Origin of the sequence: Pseudoalteromonas sp. T1lg23B, from assembly GCF_002964665.1 — a bacterium.
Lineage (GTDB): Bacteria > Pseudomonadota > Gammaproteobacteria > Enterobacterales > Alteromonadaceae > Pseudoalteromonas.
In genome coordinates this window covers 6,943-24,424 of sequence record NZ_PQBZ01000039.1, presented here as the reverse complement: position 1 = coordinate 24,424, position 17,482 = coordinate 6,943, and the positions used below count along the sequence as shown (strand labels likewise).

Annotated in this window: 19 protein-coding genes; 6 read left to right on the top strand and 13 right to left on the bottom strand. The window is 40.4% G+C overall.

Annotated features, from left to right (window positions below):
• Positions 1–83: 83 nt before the first annotated feature.
• The 13 genes from C2M32_RS16450 to C2M32_RS16390 form a co-directional block, all read right to left on the bottom strand.
• Complete coding sequence (locus C2M32_RS16450) at positions 84–1,184, bottom strand: replication initiation protein (protein WP_158678247.1); 1,101 nt, start codon at positions 1,182–1,184, stop codon at positions 84–86.
• A gap of 1,232 nt (positions 1,185–2,416) precedes the next feature.
• Entirely contained in the window at positions 2,417–2,797 is a 381-nt protein-coding gene (locus C2M32_RS16445) for a hypothetical protein (protein WP_105169414.1), read from the bottom strand.
• Between the two features lie 2 nt (positions 2,798–2,799).
• The gene (locus C2M32_RS16440) at positions 2,800–4,143 is read right to left on the bottom strand and encodes a TrbI/VirB10 family protein (RefSeq protein WP_105169413.1); all 1,344 of its coding nucleotides are present in this window, start codon (positions 4,141–4,143) and stop codon (positions 2,800–2,802) included.
• Positions 4,144–4,157: 14 nt separating this feature from the next.
• Complete coding sequence (locus tag C2M32_RS16435) at positions 4,158–5,228, bottom strand: hypothetical protein (protein ID WP_105169412.1); 1,071 nt, start codon at positions 5,226–5,228, stop codon at positions 4,158–4,160.
• On the bottom strand, positions 5,225–5,875 hold the full coding sequence (locus C2M32_RS16430) for a TraE/TraK family type IV conjugative transfer system protein (protein ID WP_158678246.1): 651 nt from the start codon (positions 5,873–5,875) through the stop codon (positions 5,225–5,227). Before C2M32_RS16430 ends, C2M32_RS16435 begins: the two co-directional genes overlap by 4 nt.
• A gap of 10 nt (positions 5,876–5,885) precedes the next feature.
• Entirely contained in the window at positions 5,886–6,485 is a 600-nt protein-coding gene (locus tag C2M32_RS16425; protein ID WP_105169410.1) for a TraE/TraK family type IV conjugative transfer system protein, read from the bottom strand.
• Entirely contained in the window at positions 6,482–6,763 is a 282-nt protein-coding gene (locus C2M32_RS21185) for a type IV conjugative transfer system protein TraL (RefSeq protein ID WP_105169409.1), read from the bottom strand. Before C2M32_RS21185 ends, C2M32_RS16425 begins: the two co-directional genes overlap by 4 nt.
• Before the next feature lie 8 nt (positions 6,764–6,771).
• Positions 6,772–7,053 carry a hypothetical protein gene (locus tag C2M32_RS16415; protein WP_105169408.1) on the bottom strand — a complete coding sequence of 94 codons (282 nt, stop codon included), beginning with the start codon at positions 7,051–7,053 and terminating at the stop codon, positions 6,772–6,774.
• A gap of 174 nt (positions 7,054–7,227) precedes the next feature.
• On the bottom strand, positions 7,228–7,872 hold the full coding sequence (locus C2M32_RS16410; protein WP_105169407.1) for a DUF4400 domain-containing protein: 645 nt from the start codon (positions 7,870–7,872) through the stop codon (positions 7,228–7,230).
• Positions 7,873–7,881: 9 nt separating this feature from the next.
• Positions 7,882–8,460: a hypothetical protein gene (locus C2M32_RS16405; protein ID WP_158678245.1), complete on the bottom strand. Its 579-nt coding sequence runs from the start codon at positions 8,458–8,460 to the stop codon at positions 7,882–7,884.
• A gap of 13 nt (positions 8,461–8,473) precedes the next feature.
• Complete coding sequence (traD, locus tag C2M32_RS16400) at positions 8,474–10,390, bottom strand: conjugative transfer system coupling protein TraD (RefSeq protein WP_105169405.1); 1,917 nt, start codon at positions 10,388–10,390, stop codon at positions 8,474–8,476.
• Complete coding sequence (locus C2M32_RS16395; protein ID WP_105169404.1) at positions 10,383–11,828, bottom strand: TraI domain-containing protein; 1,446 nt, start codon at positions 11,826–11,828, stop codon at positions 10,383–10,385. Before C2M32_RS16395 ends, traD begins: the two co-directional genes overlap by 8 nt.
• A gap of 40 nt (positions 11,829–11,868) precedes the next feature.
• A complete protein-coding gene (locus tag C2M32_RS16390; protein WP_105169403.1) occupies positions 11,869–12,480 on the bottom strand; it encodes a hypothetical protein in 612 nt (203 codons plus the stop codon).
• Positions 12,481–13,423: 943 nt separating this feature from the next.
• Here C2M32_RS16390 and C2M32_RS16385 point away from each other — a divergent pair.
• From C2M32_RS16385 to C2M32_RS16360, 6 genes are all read left to right on the top strand, one after another.
• On the top strand, positions 13,424–13,696 hold the full coding sequence (locus C2M32_RS16385) for a hypothetical protein (protein ID WP_105169402.1): 273 nt from the start codon (positions 13,424–13,426) through the stop codon (positions 13,694–13,696).
• A 1-nt stretch (position 13,697) separates the two neighbouring features.
• Positions 13,698–14,027: a hypothetical protein gene (locus C2M32_RS16380; protein ID WP_105169401.1), complete on the top strand. Its 330-nt coding sequence runs from the start codon at positions 13,698–13,700 to the stop codon at positions 14,025–14,027.
• Between the two features lie 21 nt (positions 14,028–14,048).
• Positions 14,049–14,567 (top strand): hypothetical protein, encoded by a 519-nt coding sequence (locus C2M32_RS16375; RefSeq protein ID WP_105169400.1) that lies wholly within the window; start codon positions 14,049–14,051, stop codon positions 14,565–14,567.
• Positions 14,568–14,700: 133 nt separating this feature from the next.
• Complete coding sequence (traF, locus tag C2M32_RS16370; protein ID WP_105169399.1) at positions 14,701–15,684, top strand: conjugal transfer protein TraF; 984 nt, start codon at positions 14,701–14,703, stop codon at positions 15,682–15,684.
• Complete coding sequence (locus C2M32_RS16365) at positions 15,681–17,045, top strand: conjugal transfer protein TraH (RefSeq protein ID WP_105169398.1); 1,365 nt, start codon at positions 15,681–15,683, stop codon at positions 17,043–17,045. Before traF ends, C2M32_RS16365 begins: the two co-directional genes overlap by 4 nt.
• 14 nt (positions 17,046–17,059) lie before the next feature.
• A partial coding sequence (locus tag C2M32_RS16360) for a conjugal transfer protein TraG N-terminal domain-containing protein (RefSeq protein ID WP_199886179.1) occupies positions 17,060–17,482 on the top strand: 423 nt, incomplete at its 3' end.

Genomic DNA, 17,482 nt, shown 5'->3' with positions numbered 1-17,482 from the left:
TTACTGCGCGTTACAAAAGTTGAATATTGGCGAATTCAACTTGAATAAAAGCAAATAATACTGACAAAAAGACTAACTCGCGGTTAATAATCTCCGCTGTCCACGCCCAATTGTTCAGCCATGCCTTGTAGCTTGGCTAATTCTTCCGTAACAAGATCTTCAAAGTTCTCTTCTTCATTAAGTTCTTCGTTGCGCTTTTCAATGGCTATAGAAATTAAAGAGGCCTTGTCAATCGCTCCGACTGTCTCATAACAATACTTAAGCATCTCCAGCTCTTTAATAGAAAGCTTTTCATCACGAAGTTTAAGCGTAAAACGTCGTCCTTCTATTTCTTTTATTCTTTCCAGCGCATCTTTTTGGTTTAACTCAATGCTTGTTTCACTACTCTTGGAAACCCACTTCACTGTGAATTTAATATGGGTAATGGTTTTGCCGCGTTTAATTAATTCAAAACCATAGGCACCTTTTTTAGTTGCTGAGTCAGGAAATACCATTTCTTTGGAAACAACCAGATTATTTCTCATTTCTTCCATGGGCTGTTTTATGCAACGGTTAATAAAAACAGCCGTTGCTTTATAAGAGCGCTTATCTGACTTGTATTCCCCCTTTTCGTCCAAAATACCAAACATGCCTTTTAACGCGTTAATTGCAATAGGGTGAATCGTTCCATGGTTCTTGAAGCGAGAAAGCATTTCGTAGAGTCGTTTTGTATACTCCTTATCTAATCCAAAGTAGTTTTTCGTATTGATCAGTGCATAACCCTTCTTATAATCAATATAAGCGGCTCTGAGTTCAGGATTAGGTTTCATCTTTAACACCCCACCTTCATATCGGATCCGAGAAAAGATGGGGTAGAATTCAAAGTTAGAGCCATTCTCAAGACCAATGTTTTTCTTGGTTAGCTCATTACACACAGGTTTTATGATAGATCTGACAGAACGCTTATCAATATCCAAAAAGTCAGAGATCTGCGTGGTGGTAAACTCATATACAGGCGAACCTTTAGACCAATCATCTTCATGCATACTCGCCATCATCAAAGCAAACACATCCGCCTGCCTTTTGGATAAGTCTTGATAAGAAAAGACCAGCTCATGACCTTTTTTAATTTGATCTGGTAACCCTGTTTTAGTAATGACTTTGTCAGGAAAGTGATCTGGCTCGTAATGTTCGTCTGTATGCATAATTATTATTTTCAGCCCTAGATGCGTAGCACAGTGTATGATTACACTCAACATTGAATATATTACATAATCCCCCAGCTGTAAATAACACAATCCTCCTCAAAACAAGCAATATACCGCGCAAAACCCACAGAGAGACCAATACAATACACAATCCACCTCAATACATTACAAAAAACACCACATACATTCACTAAACCCCCACGATACAAGAATAAACAGCAAAAAAACCTTCCAGATTGTAACTGAAATGTTAATAAAAGCCGTTTTCTGGTAAAAAATGACTCTTTTTTATTTCTAATAGTGAAAATAAAAGCAAGTATGTAGTCGCAAAAGCAAATAAAAAGAAATAACTGGTCATATTTACCGAGTTAAAGGTATTGTAAAAGAGAAAAAACCATCATATGAGGAGTTTTTTGTTACCTATGGGTATAAATGTGTTTTTTTGCGGAGTTTTTTGTCACATATACTCAAAGCAACCACATTCCGATCCCCCTCACTTTTATGCGGAGTTATTTGTAACCTATAGATATAAGTGACATTTTCCCCCTTTGTAACACCTAAAAGGCAAGTAATTTGTCACATAAAAAGAAGGTAAATGTTAGCTTAGCGAAAGGCATATGATCTATTTGGCATGAAAAACGATATGTAACAAGGTGGTAAACGTCTCATTAGGTGTAGTTTTATGTTAGGAATAAGCCTAAAAAGATATTATTTATCAAAAACTTAAATGCATCTATAGATCTTATATATATTTATATTAGATCTATAGATCTTTATAGATCTTTATAGTCATGTGGATATGTGGATAACTTCGTTTCCCACATACCCACATGAACGTACAATTTATCTTTTAATAATAAGAACATGCATTTCATCACTATTATGTATGCTGTCTTATCCTGAGGCGCTCTCAGAAGGCCTATGCAAAGAGATCGTGACGATCATAGTATCAATGCATGGATCGCTGCTTTTTAACTGTCATTTGCATTTCAGATGCGAGTGAAGGGTGATGTGATAAGTGGTCATGATCGGGTTAATAAACCAATAAATTGAAAATGTTAAGAGTATCGGATACAGAGATACAGTAACATTGCAGATTTTAGGAGAGATGGTATGAGATCTAACAGTGATACTGCAACCGACATGAAAAACAATTCTGCTCGGTTACAGCAACATACTGTTAGATAAAGGATAGGGAGATCAAGTTCATTGAATAATACAAATTAATATTATTCCAATACGACACTTTCAATCATTTCTTTGGTTATTTCCAAGTCTAAGTTAACACTATGAACTGCACTCACATCTAAAACGACGTACCCTTCGTTAGTCAGCCTGTCAACGACCGTTTTTGTGCGTATCGCAACTTCTTTTGGATCTGTGATATTTGTGCTTAGGGAAATTTCTGGATAGTTTAAGATAGCTATTTTTGTACCATGAGATTGTGCCATCAACTTTTCGAACTTTGGTTCATAATGTAGGGCCATTAATGCGTACAGAGTTATAGCCACAATCGTGGCCAGTAGAATTACATTGACAGCAACCTCAGAGTACTGAAAAGCAGAGTTTTTACTATTTTTTGGCGATTTATCTTTGTCAATAACAGTCATGATTAACCCTTTTGGTTGATCTTAAGTTTGGTGCCACGAGTCGTCATAAACTCTACAGTCCTACCTGCATTCACTTCAATGTAAGGGTGCATTTGATCAGCCAGGTCCATAAAATACTCTTCCGCACGACTGAATGAACGTGAGGTTCCTTCCAGTGCTGCTATGCCCGTGATTTCTCCCACGTCGGGTCTTTGAAATAGCGCCTCTTGATTGTTCGATGTTTGTAGTGAAGGGATCCGCTGGGGTTGCATCGCTCCAGCAAAACCTCCGGCCAGACCCGCTGCAATAGATGTCGTTAGCACAGGAGTGGCTAAAGATACCCGTTTGCCTTTAACACCTTGTAAGCCATCAGAACCTGCAGCATATGCTGCTAGGTTGACCTCTATAGCTTTACCATCTTCTCTAACACAAGAAATTAGTTCGGAGCGGATTTTAGCTCTATCATCTTTTAGTGCACCAATCGCAGAGCCGATGATATGGCATCCTCTCAAGTCAACTGTATAACCGCCTGGTAAAATTACATTCTCGGTGATCAGTGCTGTTACTGGCTCAGGTTCAGATTGCGCACTTGGGTGTGTAGGGGCGTTAACACCGGTGATAAGCGTCGTAGTGATCATGCTTCCAGATGGTAACCAAAAACCATCGTCTTCCTCATCTACGGTAGTATTATTTTTACTTTGCTCTAAAGCCTTTTGTGATTCTAACGCCTTGCCTCTTAATTGCGTTTCTATCTCACCAGATGATTTGTACGTGATTTCTTTGCGTTGCGAGATAAAACGTATTCCTTCTCCGGTAATGGGAGCCGCTGTGATGATATTGGTCCGACTTTGCTTAACCGTCGAATGAGTTGGTTGCATAGATTGAGAAAATGCAGGTTGCACCTCGTTTGATTGCGCAGATGTTACAGACTGTTGAGTTGACTGCTGAGCATTCAAAGAGGAGTTGGCAACATTATTACGGTTCGAGCTTATCACTTCTAATTGTCGTTTGAGTTCTTGCATTTCCTGTCTTTGCTTATCTAACTGAGTTTCCAGGTCTTGGCGTTTTCCTTCCCATACTTGCTGCATTTTGATGGTCTGTGTTTCCATCTCTTTTGATTGCTTTTGCAGTGCCTTATAGGCTGAGTCAATATTGTCCCTATCAATTTCATTCGCAGCATCGGATGACACAAACATAGGTTTAGGTTTGGATTGTTTGAAGTTAAACTCATAGCCTTCATCGGAGCCGCCAAATAAGATAAAGCAGACCACAGATAGGGCGACAAGAGAAATGACTTTCAGTCGAAACTTCGTATCATCCACTAACTTATCTTTAATAGTTTCTAAAAACTCTCTTAGTTTATCCATGAGGTGTGTCTCTCTTAGTTAAGCTCTATCAAACGTTGACGGCTGGATTTTTGAGCGATGGGGAGCTCTTTATTGCGAAGAATATATACTTCCGCTTTCTCGCCTGGAAACAGCGTTGATCTAGGGTATGAACCGACTACAATGACATCTTTTTTCTTGACTGCTTGACCATAGTTATCAAGCTCATACATGCAATAGCTTTCGTCGAAATCCACCGGATAGCTCGACGTATTCTCAATAACTAGAATATCAACGAGTTGTCTTGCATTGTTATATTGCTGATATTGAACATGGTTGATACCTTTAGATGCCAGCAGCGGGCAGGGCATTCTTGGTGTGATCTCTTGTAATATGAAACCGTTAGGATCAACACCCTTGGCAATATGCTCTAATATCGCTGAATATTTCTTGATATGTGGTTTAGCCTTACGATTTTCCGCATCTAGCATCAGCATTGCTTCAGCAAGCTTCTCTTCTTCAACACGACGCTTATGGTTGCGATCAATCTCTGTTTGTAGTGCCTGTGGGATTTTAATATCCAAGTTGATCATCGCTTGCCCAACCTGAAAAGGGAACAAAGTGACGGCCACCTCAGTTTCTGGCATACCATATTCTCTAAGAAACAATCCTATCGGGTTAGCTGTATTCGTGCTGATGGTGACAAATCCGCCTTCTTGGGCAATGTAAACTGTTTCAGGGAACGAACCGACCACTTCAACATCTTTAAAATTTGTTTTTATACGGTTGGGTAGACCAATCGCGATAGGTAGCATTTCATTGCCGCCAATTTCCGTTTTTACACTGAGTCTTGGTCTATATTTAGCAAGCACTTTTTGTTCAGTGGTCATCGCTGAACCATCTTGAACAATCCCATATAAAGAGGGATCTATTTTCAAATCATGATTCTGTTGCTTAAATAGCTCTGCGGCTATCATTTGCCTTTTTTCAACTTCTTCATCTTTTACAACAGGATTTGAAGCGCCCGATACAGGAAGAGACATTTGATATTGCGGTGAACTGCTCTGTTCAGCTAATACTGAATGTGTGAGTACTGCTAGGGCGAATGCGGCTATCTTGGTTTTCATTCAACATTGTCCTTATTTACTTGCTGATCGAGCTGGTCTGATTGTTTTTGTTGAGTGTGGTTAAAGTTGGTGATCATGCCTTGGATATCAGGTTCCCCTTGATATTGGGCAAAGCCATAAACCAAAGGAGAGCCATCAACAATTCTCACTTTGATTTCATATGTCCAAGGCACAGGTTTTCCTCGACCTTTTCGCTTACTTATTTCTTCTTTTTCACCGTACACCCAGACAATGTCAGCCTTAGGTATGTAATCAGCTTCTAGAACGCTAAAGATTTGCTCTGACTCTTTAAGCTTTAATGTTTCAACATGGGCATTGAGACCGCTAAAGAATTCTGCTTCTATTTGCGGCTCCATGATTTTTTTGAGTTCAGATTTAATGAACGGTTCTGAGTTTGGGTTGATATTGCCTGTGAGGCTGGCTACCCAATCTCCCCAAGCTATTTTCAGTGCCGCATTAGCTTGCCCAGCGGTATATTCGATAGTTTGATTCATCATCGGAGGTTTAACGATGACAGTCGTTTTATTGGTCACAAATCCATACGCCAGAACCAATAGCGTAAAAGATAATAAAATATTAGAAATTTTATTATCTTTTATATACTTAATTGATTCACTGTAGGTTCTGATAGCTGGGCTCTTTAACACCTTTTTATCCTCAATTTTCTTGCTCTAAATAGGCTGATATTTCTCTTTGTGCATTACCCGCACCGATTTGAATTTCTGAATGTGCAGGGTATGCGAAGCCTCTTTTGATCTTGAATTCGTATACCTTCGTTACTTGCGCGATTTTCGGTTTGTTTTGTTGGACGTAAATATATCGAGTGCCCGTTACCCAAACCTTGCTCATTTGTTTATGCACAGAGACTCTCGTTGGTACAAAACGCTCCGTAACTTCGGTGTCTTCGTATACTGTTTTCAGCTCTTCTATATACTCCTTGGTGTCCTCTCTACTGGAAAAGGGCAGCATTTTTGGTAATATTTTTTCTATGCTTTTCATCGAATTAGAAGAAATATTACCGTATCTAACGGAGTAATAGAGTCCCATGGATGTCATTTCGCTTTCGCTTAGGCTGTTTCCAGATAACAACAAAATATCTGGGGACAAGTTGTTCTTGACGGTGATGATTTCTGTTCTAAATGTAAGATACAAAGAGGTGATAGCAAGCAGCACTAAGAGTAGCAACTTAAGCTGCTTTAACGAAGTTGCTGTTGTGATCGCCTCTGGTATCGAACTGTGGTAAGAGCAAGTGCTCATCGATGATATTGCCTCACTTTAGAGTTAGGAATAGCTCTGCTAGCAATCTTTAACGTATAACCCTTAGACCACAAATAATGTTTCATAAATCCACGCCCTTTGTCTTTTAAACCCTTTGAAAAGTAAAGACATATAGCGCTGACCATGATCCCAATATTAGCGCTTCCCAACGTCGTGAAAATAATAAACATGACAAGGGCTGGCCCGAGGGCATCTGCGGGGAATATCCCTATCTCTACAGATTGATTTTGGCGAGTTGGAATGCGCTTTTCTTTCATGGCTTACATTAAATCGTCGCTGTTAAGAAACCAGTGATAAATGCTGAAGCATTCGCAAATACTAAACCGAACAGTGCCGCTGCGCCTGCACGCATGAAGTTAGGTTCAATAACTGCAAAGTAACCAGCAACCAAAAACATCAGTGCCATGAGACCTTTACCTGGGGCGCCATCTAGCCAGCCCACAATTTCAGAGTAATAAGTGTCAAATTGAGAACCACCAGTACCTGCAAATACATCTAGGGCAAATAATAGTGATGCTAAGCCAATAAATAGAATGCTAAATTTCATTTTAATCTCCAAGTTTAAAATCCCTCCACTTGAGGGCGTCAATGCAGGAGTATTATTTCAAATAGATCCTAAGCGATGGCGAAATAACAGGGAAAATTTTCGTAGTTAATCGGGAAAAGGCATTGTGGGGGGATTGAGTTGTAGGCAGCTTGCTTCGGCTTTAATATCGAGGTGCTAAAAGTTGGGATGGTAGCGGATCAATATGCCTCTCACACTTAAAGATAACAGTAAAAAATAGGTGACTGGGAAATAAAATGCCATGACTCCCAAAGAAATAGGCAAAAACAAATATAAGGTTAATGTAAAGCTGAAGGTGAGCACGATACTCCACCAAACCTTGGTCATACCGATGCTGGCATTGGAGCTTTCATATTGGTTTATCTTACGTCGGTAATAGCCATCAACAATAAAGCCTGCAAATAGCGCGGCTAAAGTTATCAGCCACTCACTGAGCACGGATAGCCGAAAAGCCAGCTGATAACTCACCAATTTTAAATTTTGTCCAAAGTTATCGGTTAGTTGCTCTACTTGCATGATGGCATTTTGCCCTTGATAACTATTCTTAACGGCAAAGAGGTTGTCAATAAGATACTCAATGCCGCTGTTAATCATCGTGTGTTGATATATATAGTGAGCTTTACGGACTATATTGTCGATGACCTGTTGCCCTGCCACGTTGAAGATACTCACCGCTTCTAGGCGCACTCGCTGCTCATTTTCTTCTGGCGTGATAAAAATAATGTTAAACACGATGGTGAAAAACAAAGTGCCAATGATAAAAATAATGAACGGCGAGCGTTGATTGGTATTTTTATTCACTTAATTAGCCTAAAAAATGTCTAATTCATCTGACACTAAAATTGGGTCGCGGGTCGCTGTATTCGTCTGTGCCATATCAGGTATTATCCCTAGGTTTATTAGATCAATTCTTGATGCTATTTTGGCGGTTAGAATGAGTCGGCAGTTATTTTCGAACTTATCATATTGTGGTGGCTTACCAACATATTTTATGTCGATTTCTTCTTCGCTCACATCGCCTAACCAATTGTGAAAACTCTCGGTGAAAGGGTCAAAGGCAATGACATGGCTGGTATTCTTTTTATATATACAAAATTGCAGGGAATATTCGAGTGCGTCAACCAGCTCAGTAACAAATGCTCTAAATGCATTTCTCATCGAAACTTCTTCAAGATCCGTAAATACCGTGACCGCTCTTCTTGTGGCGTGTAAAAATAACAACTCTTGCGAGTTATGAATGCGCACCTTATCACCAACCTGTTTAAAGAAGGCAATATGCATTTTTTCTAACGATGGCCAGTTCCAATATATTTTAGATAGTACCTTGCTGATTTTTCGCGGCAACAGTAAATTCATCTGGCTTTTTGTTGACCTTGGGTTTTTTATCATAATCTGATCTTCTTTAATACGTACGCTTAGCAAACTCTTTTGAAGTTTTGGCATTGAATTTAATGATGGGGATCACGCCCTTTCGTTTTGAGCCATCTGAAAAGTGCCCGACATATTGTAGTTTGGGCAAGTCGGATAATAGGGTGATAGGGAATACTTCTGAGTCCACATGTTTAAATCCCTCTATGTATGTGCTCATATAATCTCTAAAATGTGATTGAGTATTTGATTGTGCAGTTCGACTGCGTTGAATTTCGGTCACTCGGGTTTCACCAAGGCGAGAGGTTACAAACTCTTGCGTGTCTGCATCGGACACACGCATGCTGATGACATTACCACACAGGCCTGTCAGTCTTTTGGCGATTTCTTTGCCCGCTTTATGCTCATAATCTGGTTGTGTCTGTGAACTTAAATAGACCTCGATTTCCGCCGCTCGGCCCATCGCCATTAAATCTAACAAAGGATCGTTAAGTGCGCTGTGTGCTTCATCGACAAACAGGCTTAAACGCGGAGGGGTTTCTGTATTTGAATTATATCGCTCAGCAGCATTGGCACATACATCCGCAAGTAACATTTTCGCTATAACAGACGAAATCGTCGGATCCGACATGGAGTCGAGGGCTATATATAATACGCCACCGGTTTCCATAACCCCCTTAGTGGTGATGATAGGGCGGTGATCTTCTGCGCCTGGTACAAAGACCGGCGATAGCAATTCATCCAGAGGTGTGGCAACCAGTTGCTCAATAAGTGGCTTGGTGGTTGACATCATCACTGCATATCGCGCAGGATCTTCTAAGGTGATGTAGTTTATCATTGTCATCACTGTGCGCCGATGGCGCGTATCTAAGTCATCCTTTGCAGCAGTCGGTTTTATCTTTTTCTTATAGTAAGTTATCTTTTTTTCGAGCGAGTCTATTTTTGGGTGTTTGTCTGGCTCTGTGCTCAGGTGTTGCATGTGAGTGTCTAAGTACTTGTCTAGGACTAACTCAACTAACTCCTCACGTTCAATAAACAGGTATTTGTGTATTGTAATTAGATTGGGCTTTTTACCAATAAAGAGTAAACCCTCAGCAACAGCATTGAACTGTGACCAGGCATAGTTAGAAAACGACTCAGAGTCACCACCGGATGGGAGTATAGATTGCAATCTAGAGGCTATCTCCGACGCTTTTGTATAGGTTCCTATGGCGTCAATCTTGACGATATTAGAGCTGGGCTGACTGGGATGAAAATAATAAAAAGGGCGATTTTTCATCTTGGCGGTGTACTTGAGGGTTTTTAGCCAATTTAAATCATTTTTTGGGTCAATCACGATCACCGTGTTATCACGCACCAGCGATAAACTAGAGAGCAATTGCAACATACTCGTTTTGCCCGTACCGACTTGACCGTAAATTAGGGTATGGCCTTTGAAATTCTCTGTCTCTAGACGCATAGACTGTTCGGCCTTATCTAGTCCTACAGCATGAATATAAGGGTGACCTCCCAGCTTTTTGGTTGTGTCTTTTTTGTTTTTGGTACATAGCTGCCAGAGAAAGGGAAGTTTAATTTCCTGCAGATCTGAGGAAAGACGCATCAACTCTCTTACTCTTGCAGTGTGTTCCGGTCCCCAATGAAAGCCTTTGCCGATGTAAACATGCTGCAAATCCTTTTCTTGCCCCAAAATAAGCTTATCCAACTGGGCAAACATATAATCGTTATACCTTATTTTTTCATACAACTTCACTCGATGCTTACTTTGGTTGTACATATTGAAACTCATACCCGCCAATACAACAGAAACGGCTTGCGCAATTTGTGTTGGCTCGCTGCTAAAAGAGTTAAACACTAAGTTGGCAATAGATAAGCTTGCTAGCCAATGTCCAGCACTGACCTCAAAGGTTGGTCTGAAGAGATTTTCGCTAAATAAAGGGTGGCTTCTATCCATGGCTTGTTTCCTTTGTATCGAATGCGAGCCTATGGTGAGCAGTGCCTTCTATGTATACGACCGGAGGCTGTGCACGATTGTTAGTAATTTCATGTGCTTGTAAATCAACGCCTTGCTCTGCATACAGGGCACCATTGAAACGAATGATACTCAGTGTGTGTTGTGACTCGCAGTGGCTGGTTTCATTGAGGTGACGAACTATCACATTATCACAATGTGCTTTTGGGTAAGATTGAAAAATAATGTCACTCAGTGTATCGGATAGCACTAAATAGTGTTTGTTTTTCTCGTTGAAGATAATTTGCTTTATGACGGGCTCCGATGTGAGGGCCTGTTTCTTACATGCATCAATGACGCTGAGCGTATCCTGTTTAGTCAGACGTGAGATAGACTCTATGTCCAATAATATTTGTGAGTCCAGCAGTAATATCTCTTGATGGGCGAACAAGAGATCAAATTGTTCCGCAATGGCGTCCGTTAATATCGCGACAATTGGCGATCGAAGTTTACTGCGCCCACGCTGTCGTTTTCGTGTGGTGCGAGTCTGGACGTGTGGGTTGTTAATCTGTTCCGGATCTGGAGTTAAAGTATTAGATATTGAGTCGATTGATTTTAGGGATGCTCCTTTATAGCTGCGTGCCAGCACATTGCTTGTATCAAGGATAATGCGATCCATAAAGGAATGGTCTTGATGACCATTTAAAAAACGTTCTAATTGTACTTTTAGAGTATCACCTGCGTCTGCTAGGTATTGCTTGCCAGCGTCACTGACGATGTTTGTATATAGCATATGAGCAAGTTTTTCCGAACCATCACGTACATTATTTTGCCAGTGAACCTGATAGTGTTTGACCTGATATCGCTTGGCCCAACTGAATAAGTTTTCATGTAGGGGATCCCAGGCAGGGCAGTTTTGAGTTTTTGAGTTAACAGATACGCGACTCAAAGTGGTAGCTAAGTCATGTAATAAAGCGGCTATCCAAGTGCCATATATCCAACGTGGTTTGAGCTTTTTTTGAATATCAATGTTCATTTCCTGGCGGCTTCTAGGGATGTTCTCTTCTTGCGCTCTTGCTAACTCAAGGCAGCTATGGCTGGTTGTCAACGAATGCATGAGTAGGTCCCCCACATCATTGAGAGCAAAGCGGTGACTGGGTAATAAGTGCGCGTAGCTGGTGAAGTTAAGCAATGTTTCTTGGTATAAAGCAGTGAAGCTAGGCACCCCTTGCTTAGCATGCATTCTTAGCCCCGCTGCTGGTAGTAAAACATTAAATTGTCGATCGAAGTGTTTAACGATAGCAGCTCTTGAACTGATAGGCGTACCGTAACTTACGGGCGGATAATGTAGTAATAGAGAGGCCAAAGAGGGCTCTCTTCTTTCGCCTAACTGAGTTTTACACCATTGAAAAAACATAGGTAATTGATTAAACGCAGCCATGATTAAAAATATCCCATTGATTTTGTACGCACGTAAATACTTATTTTGCTTGCTTCATGCTGCCAGCTATTTCTTGCGGAGTTTTACCTAACAGGTTGGCTAATGCAATGTCTGAATATACTCCTCGGTTTGTGAGTTGTGATTGATTGACAAGGTGGGTTAAGCGGTTGAGAGCGCGTTTAATAATGTTACACCCTTGATTATTAATGTTCTCAGCGACGCACTGTGTAATATCTCCCTTGATCCAATGAATATGATTTCTAAACAGAACGTTATCTATTCGTTGTAGGGTAGTAAGGTAAGTGTGTACGATTGGATGAGTTACCTTGATTTGATGAGCATATCCACAGTTGTTAAAGCTACTCATATCAATAGGTGTCAGGTTTAAATTTGCATAACTCAGTTCCAGTCGTGTCTGCGCCTGATGCATTTTCCTGATGAACTCGGCTTGCCATAGAGTAAAGCGCATCATTGTTTTCGGTTCTAGAGAGGTGTCCGCATATAAACTGGCATACTGTTCAAAAACCAGTGTGGATTTTTTCTGGTTGCGTTTTAACAGTGCGTTCATTGAGGGAGCATACAAAGTAATGGCACAAGAAATTCCAGGCTGCTGGCGTTCGCCTGTGTTGATAGTCTTGGTGTTGTTATACATTTATAGATCCTACTCCGTTTCATCAGGGATATTTTATTTTACGTAAAGCGAAAAGTAGGGAATTAACGGGTGAAATTTCATTAGTTAATTTATTGTGCTGTTTTTTCGAATTTTTATAGAGCGGTAAAAACTGCAATGATTCGCTTTTTGCTCTGTAGCTTTGGGCGAAATTTGCGCAATGCCACGTGTTATAGAAAGTGCTTGCAGCTAGGTTATAAAATAGGCTGATATAAAGGGACGTAGGGGGGAGATATACTCATTTATGGATGCTTGAAATTCATGCTTATATGGCGCGGGCTTGTAGGGTAAAAGGCTATCTTACATATATATGGTGGTACAACCAGTGGTTAATAATATGTTATTTTTTGTTGTTTTACTTGGTTTTTGGGATTAACTAAGTTATTGATTCTGTGCTTGTTTGTGAATTAATTGTTTGTGTTTTTTCTGAGTGATTTTTTAGACATAAAGATTATATGGGTTATATACGATTTGATTTTGGCTTCTGGTGAAAATAACTCGATTTTTTTTTGTAGTTAATTAAATTACTCAAAAAAAATATAGTGTATGATTTTTCTGTATTAGTGGGTCAATGATTGAAACTCACAATACTAATGTATTATTTTGTATTTTTTTTGAACAGTTGTTAGCAATTTTTTACAATGTCGCACAGGCTTGTTTTTTCATAACTTTTGAAGGGATAGGATGTTATATTTGTCCCTTTTTTGTGAATTTTGTGTTGAAGCGCTGCAAGCTATAATTTAAGATGGCAAGGTGTTTGATTGAAAGCTTAGTTTTTGATCTTGCAATGTTTGATACTTTCTCTCGTACGAATCTTTACGCTTTGAACAAGATGCAAAAGTATCAGTTCTTGACGATGCTTCACTGTTAGTGTGTAACAAAGTTGGTAGCAAACAAATGGTTTTTCTGGTGAGTTGAGGAAAAAATGTTAAATCAGAAACATATTGAAAACTTAAGGAATGAGTTATATCAATCTCAAGCAGCTTACTTAAATGCTGTTCGTGAAGTATTTGAAGAACTCCAACAGGAAGAGCACGGATTGGCTATTGATAAGTTTTATCAGACAATTTTGGAATATAGGGATGTGAAATATTTATCTCAAATATCTCCAGAGTATTACCATTGTTTACGCAGTATATTGAGTATCAATTCTTTGGCGATACAAAAAATGGCGGCCCAGACTGAGATAAAGGCATAGTATGAAGCACGATAAACTACTTGAAAAAACGGAGCATCTGAACGCCTGCCAAGCTGAATATTTGGTATCGTTGAAGCAGTTTATAGCTGCACTTGAAGTATCAGAAGAGTCTCACCCTTTGCTGGAGTTCTATAAAAAAACACTGATGTTGGGTGAACAGGAGTTGGACTTTTTAAACTCTATATCTGTATCAAAAATGCGATTTTTACCTCCTTTGATAAAGATCAACTCTAAAATGTTACGATTATCTGCCGATAGACTTGAGTCTGAAGGCATGAATGAAAGTGAATTAACGAATATCTTTAACTTGATGTCGGTACATCAGAAATAGTAAAAAATAAAGGATTGAATAATGAATGGAGCAAAGAAACTAGTTAGTTGGAATGCCGCTATTTATCTGCTAGAGCGAGGTTTAAGTAAATCTAACTTTAGTCATTTTGGCAACTTACCCTCTGATATCGTGGCGATCATAAAGAGCCATAGGGCGCAAGGGCGTAATACCCGGGTGCTACGTAGTTTTGACTGGATAAAGAAGCCTGAATTACAGATCATCGCGTCAAAGGCTATTTTTATCTATCAGGAAATCAACCCAAGAAATGCATCTTTTGAGTATCCATTAACCTTGTCAGAACTGGCAACGGTGATGCGTATTTTAGTACTTGAATTTGGTGAATTACCTGCCGAATGTCGTGCGGATCATATTTATCAAGTGTTTGGTTTTATGCGTAATAACACCTTGATTAAGGAATCGTGTACTAAGTGCCATTCGAAATATTTTGTTAAGTCTGAATTGCTCGATCGCCCGTGCCCGACATGTGCCTTGATAGCAAAATATGCCAAAGTAGAAGTGCCCTTAGCTTCTCAAGCGTAAGTTAGTATGTCGCGTTGCTTTGCTCCTCTACGCGACATCATTTTATTAACTGTCATTATTAGAACAGTTATTTTCATTTTTTAGTCTCTAAGCTCCGTAAAATATACACACTACTATTGGCTTAGATGTGTGTATGTGTCGTTATTATTTTTCCCTATTTTGCCTTGTTTTTTCTGTACTTGGACTGGCTAACGCGCAAGGCTCAGAGAAGCGTGAGCGCGGCTTTTACTCTGAGCGTGAACGTGGATTCTTCTGGTATGAGATGGAAGAAGAAGAGACGCCACCAGAGCCAAAGAATGAACCGATAGCTTCGGAAAAGTCACCTGAGAAAGAGCCCGAAAAAGCGCTATCCGTAGAGCACTTGCGTAAAGTATTGCCTAAGCTGAGAGATGCTGCGATTAACAATCCAACGGATGAGAAAGCGATGCTGCGATACTATGTGGCACAACGCATTATGTTGGACAAAGCCACTCAGTTCGCCGATCAAACCCGACTGCTCTACATGAAGCATCCTAGTTTATCTGAAAACAAACTTATGCCGGTTCAATCGGCGGCGTTACAGCTCAAGCGTCGCGAAGCACGAGAAAATACCGAGAAAGTGATCGCTGAGTTAGCTAACAAAGCGAGTCTGTTTTACTTCTATACCGCCAGCTGTCAATACTGCGTCAAGTTTGGCCCATTGATCAAGCAGTTGATGGATAATACAGGACTGTCCGTAATGCCTGTGTCTTTAGATGGATTACCGCCATCAGGTGGGTTTGAATATTTCCGTTTAGTCAGTGAAATGCCGAAGGCGTTGATCAATAAATTTGATCTATCGTCCACTCCGACCGTGTACATGATAGATAACAACTCCTTGGAGATGACCATGATCACCAATGAGTATGCCTCTTTGAGTCAACTTTCCGAAAAAATCATTATGTTGGCCCATGAAAAGAAATGGATCAGCCGTGAGCAAATGATGTCTACCAGAGAAGCCAAGCGCGAAGACTTTATTAAAACGCACACGCCAGATAGAGAACAATCCGATTTATCAAATGACGCGTATTTAGATGCCCTGATAGAGGATGCATTTAACCTTGGCAATACAGAACAAGCGAAGGAACAACAACCATGAACAAACACCTTGTGATCTGTGTATTAGCACTGGTTTTTTCAAACTACGCTAGTGCTGCAAAGAATGTTTCTAATGAAATATTTAATGTGATGGTGCAAAACACCAAAGCTAAAGCGTATTCCACTTCAAACGGTGCGGTGGTGGGGTTTGGTTCCACTTCAATCCGAGTGCCGCAAACTCAATTCACGGCACTATATAATCTTAACCTGCCCTCAATGCGCTATGGCTGTTCAGGCATTGACATAAACTTAGGCAGTTTTTCGATGATCAATAAAGATGCCATTATTCAGCAGTTGCGTTCCATCGCCTCTGGCGCTGCCACCTATGCATTTGGTGCCGCCATTGATGGTATGTGTAACTCCTGTTGGTCCAATATGCAAAAGTGGCAGGAGGACATGAATGAATATTCAAAATATTTGCGTGGTGGCTGTGAAGCTCTGGCCGCAGAGTTTGGTGACGACATAAAGAATGGGGCAAAGAGCTTTGTCGAGAGTATGTCTTTTGACACGGTCAATGAAGAGACCCATAAAGAGGGTACGCATTCGGATATCTATGATGCGAAAGCGACAACAGACACACAAAATGCCAAAGAAAAATGTGGGGAAAAGTGTAATATCAATGTGTTTTTTGAAGCGTTAAAAAAGTCTGACTATCGCTATAGCAAAATGACCGTCGGTGCTCTAAGCCTGGAGCCAATAGAGGTGGCGGAAATGTTTATGTCTTTAGTGGGAACATGGACAATTTCTACCGATTCACAGGATGCTAACTCAGATTCAGATGCCACTACGAAGTATGCACCGGGTACTTTGGATATAAAAACATTCTTAGATGGGGATCCTAAAAAGAAAGATTTGTATAAGCTTGTGTGTAATGATATTTCAAGCTCAACTATTGCTGAAGACGATAAATGTATGGATGTGTCTAAAAGGAAAATGGATCAGTTTGTCGGCTTAAAGAGCAGTATTTATGAAAAGATGAAAAGCTACTTTGACAAGTTGGCAGAAAATCGCTTTGACGGTTCAGCGGTGACCGATGAAGAATATGCGGTTATCTCCGCCATTCCAGATGCGCAACGCACGGTTGCCAGAAGTTTACGCAGTGGTCAGGCATCTTCATCTTTTATTGAATTGTTAAGTGAAAAGGCAGCGCTGGATATTTTAGATGTGATGATGCTGGATTTTCGTAAGGCATTTGACACTATTATCAAATCTGACAGTGCCAAAATACCAAAGGATTATATCGAGAAGATCGAAAAGAGTTTTGCTGTGCATGAGCGGGACTTATATGAGTTGAGAGTAAAAAACAATTCGGATATTGCCACATCTTCAAATTTAAAGAATTTGCTTGAAACTGTTCGATAAAAGGGATTTTCGACATGTTTGAGATTTACACATTTGGTGATGCCGCCCTGATGAAGTCGGTATTGGACGCGGTAGTGATGGTGCTGAGTGCCGGAGGCCTAGGCGCCGGTAAAGGGATTGGTATTGCCTTCACTATCGGTCTGTTAGTGGCGGGTGTGGGTACCTTAAGCAGCAAAAACTTTTCCGCGTTTCATCGTTTTATCGGCGCGTTTATGATTTGGTATTTCATGGTTGGCTTTACCTATGGCAGTACGGATGGGACCAAAGTCGATGCGGTGATCATTTCCTCCAGTGGCCAGACCGAAGTGGTCTCTGATGCGCCGCCAGGGATATTATGGGTGTTCTCGACCGCCTCGGTGCTAGGCAGAGAGCTCAATGATTTATTTAATACCGCATTTAGCTTACCGAATAACTTAGCGGGGAATTACCAAAGTACT

Excerpts from the sequence above, each read along its gene's own strand:
- C2M32_RS16450 (WP_158678247.1), bottom strand. The coding sequence starts at position 1,184 with ATGCATACAGACGAACATTACGAGCCAGATCACTTTCCTGACAAAGTC.
- C2M32_RS16380 (WP_105169401.1), top strand. The coding sequence starts at position 13,698 with ATGAAGCACGATAAACTACTTGAAAAAACGGAGCATCTGAACGCCTGC.
- C2M32_RS16395 (WP_105169404.1), bottom strand. The coding sequence starts at position 11,828 with ATGGCTGCGTTTAATCAATTACCTATGTTTTTTCAATGGTGTAAAACT.
- C2M32_RS16375 (WP_105169400.1), top strand. The coding sequence starts at position 14,049 with ATGAATGGAGCAAAGAAACTAGTTAGTTGGAATGCCGCTATTTATCTG.
- C2M32_RS16440 (WP_105169413.1), bottom strand. The coding sequence starts at position 4,143 with ATGGATAAACTAAGAGAGTTTTTAGAAACTATTAAAGATAAGTTAGTG.
- C2M32_RS16390 (WP_105169403.1), bottom strand. The coding sequence starts at position 12,480 with ATGTATAACAACACCAAGACTATCAACACAGGCGAACGCCAGCAGCCT.
- C2M32_RS21185 (WP_105169409.1), bottom strand. The coding sequence starts at position 6,763 with ATGAAAGAAAAGCGCATTCCAACTCGCCAAAATCAATCTGTAGAGATA.
- traF (WP_105169399.1), top strand. The coding sequence starts at position 14,701 with ATGTGTCGTTATTATTTTTCCCTATTTTGCCTTGTTTTTTCTGTACTT.
- C2M32_RS16435 (WP_105169412.1), bottom strand. The coding sequence starts at position 5,228 with ATGAAAACCAAGATAGCCGCATTCGCCCTAGCAGTACTCACACATTCA.
- C2M32_RS16385 (WP_105169402.1), top strand. The coding sequence starts at position 13,424 with ATGTTAAATCAGAAACATATTGAAAACTTAAGGAATGAGTTATATCAA.
- C2M32_RS16425 (WP_105169410.1), bottom strand. The coding sequence starts at position 6,485 with ATGAGCACTTGCTCTTACCACAGTTCGATACCAGAGGCGATCACAACA.
- C2M32_RS16445 (WP_105169414.1), bottom strand. The coding sequence starts at position 2,797 with ATGACTGTTATTGACAAAGATAAATCGCCAAAAAATAGTAAAAACTCT.
- traD (WP_105169405.1), bottom strand. The coding sequence starts at position 10,390 with ATGGATAGAAGCCACCCTTTATTTAGCGAAAATCTCTTCAGACCAACC.
- C2M32_RS16365 (WP_105169398.1), top strand. The coding sequence starts at position 15,681 with ATGAACAAACACCTTGTGATCTGTGTATTAGCACTGGTTTTTTCAAAC.
- C2M32_RS16415 (WP_105169408.1), bottom strand. The coding sequence starts at position 7,053 with ATGAAATTTAGCATTCTATTTATTGGCTTAGCATCACTATTATTTGCC.
- C2M32_RS16405 (WP_158678245.1), bottom strand. The coding sequence starts at position 8,460 with ATGATAAAAAACCCAAGGTCAACAAAAAGCCAGATGAATTTACTGTTG.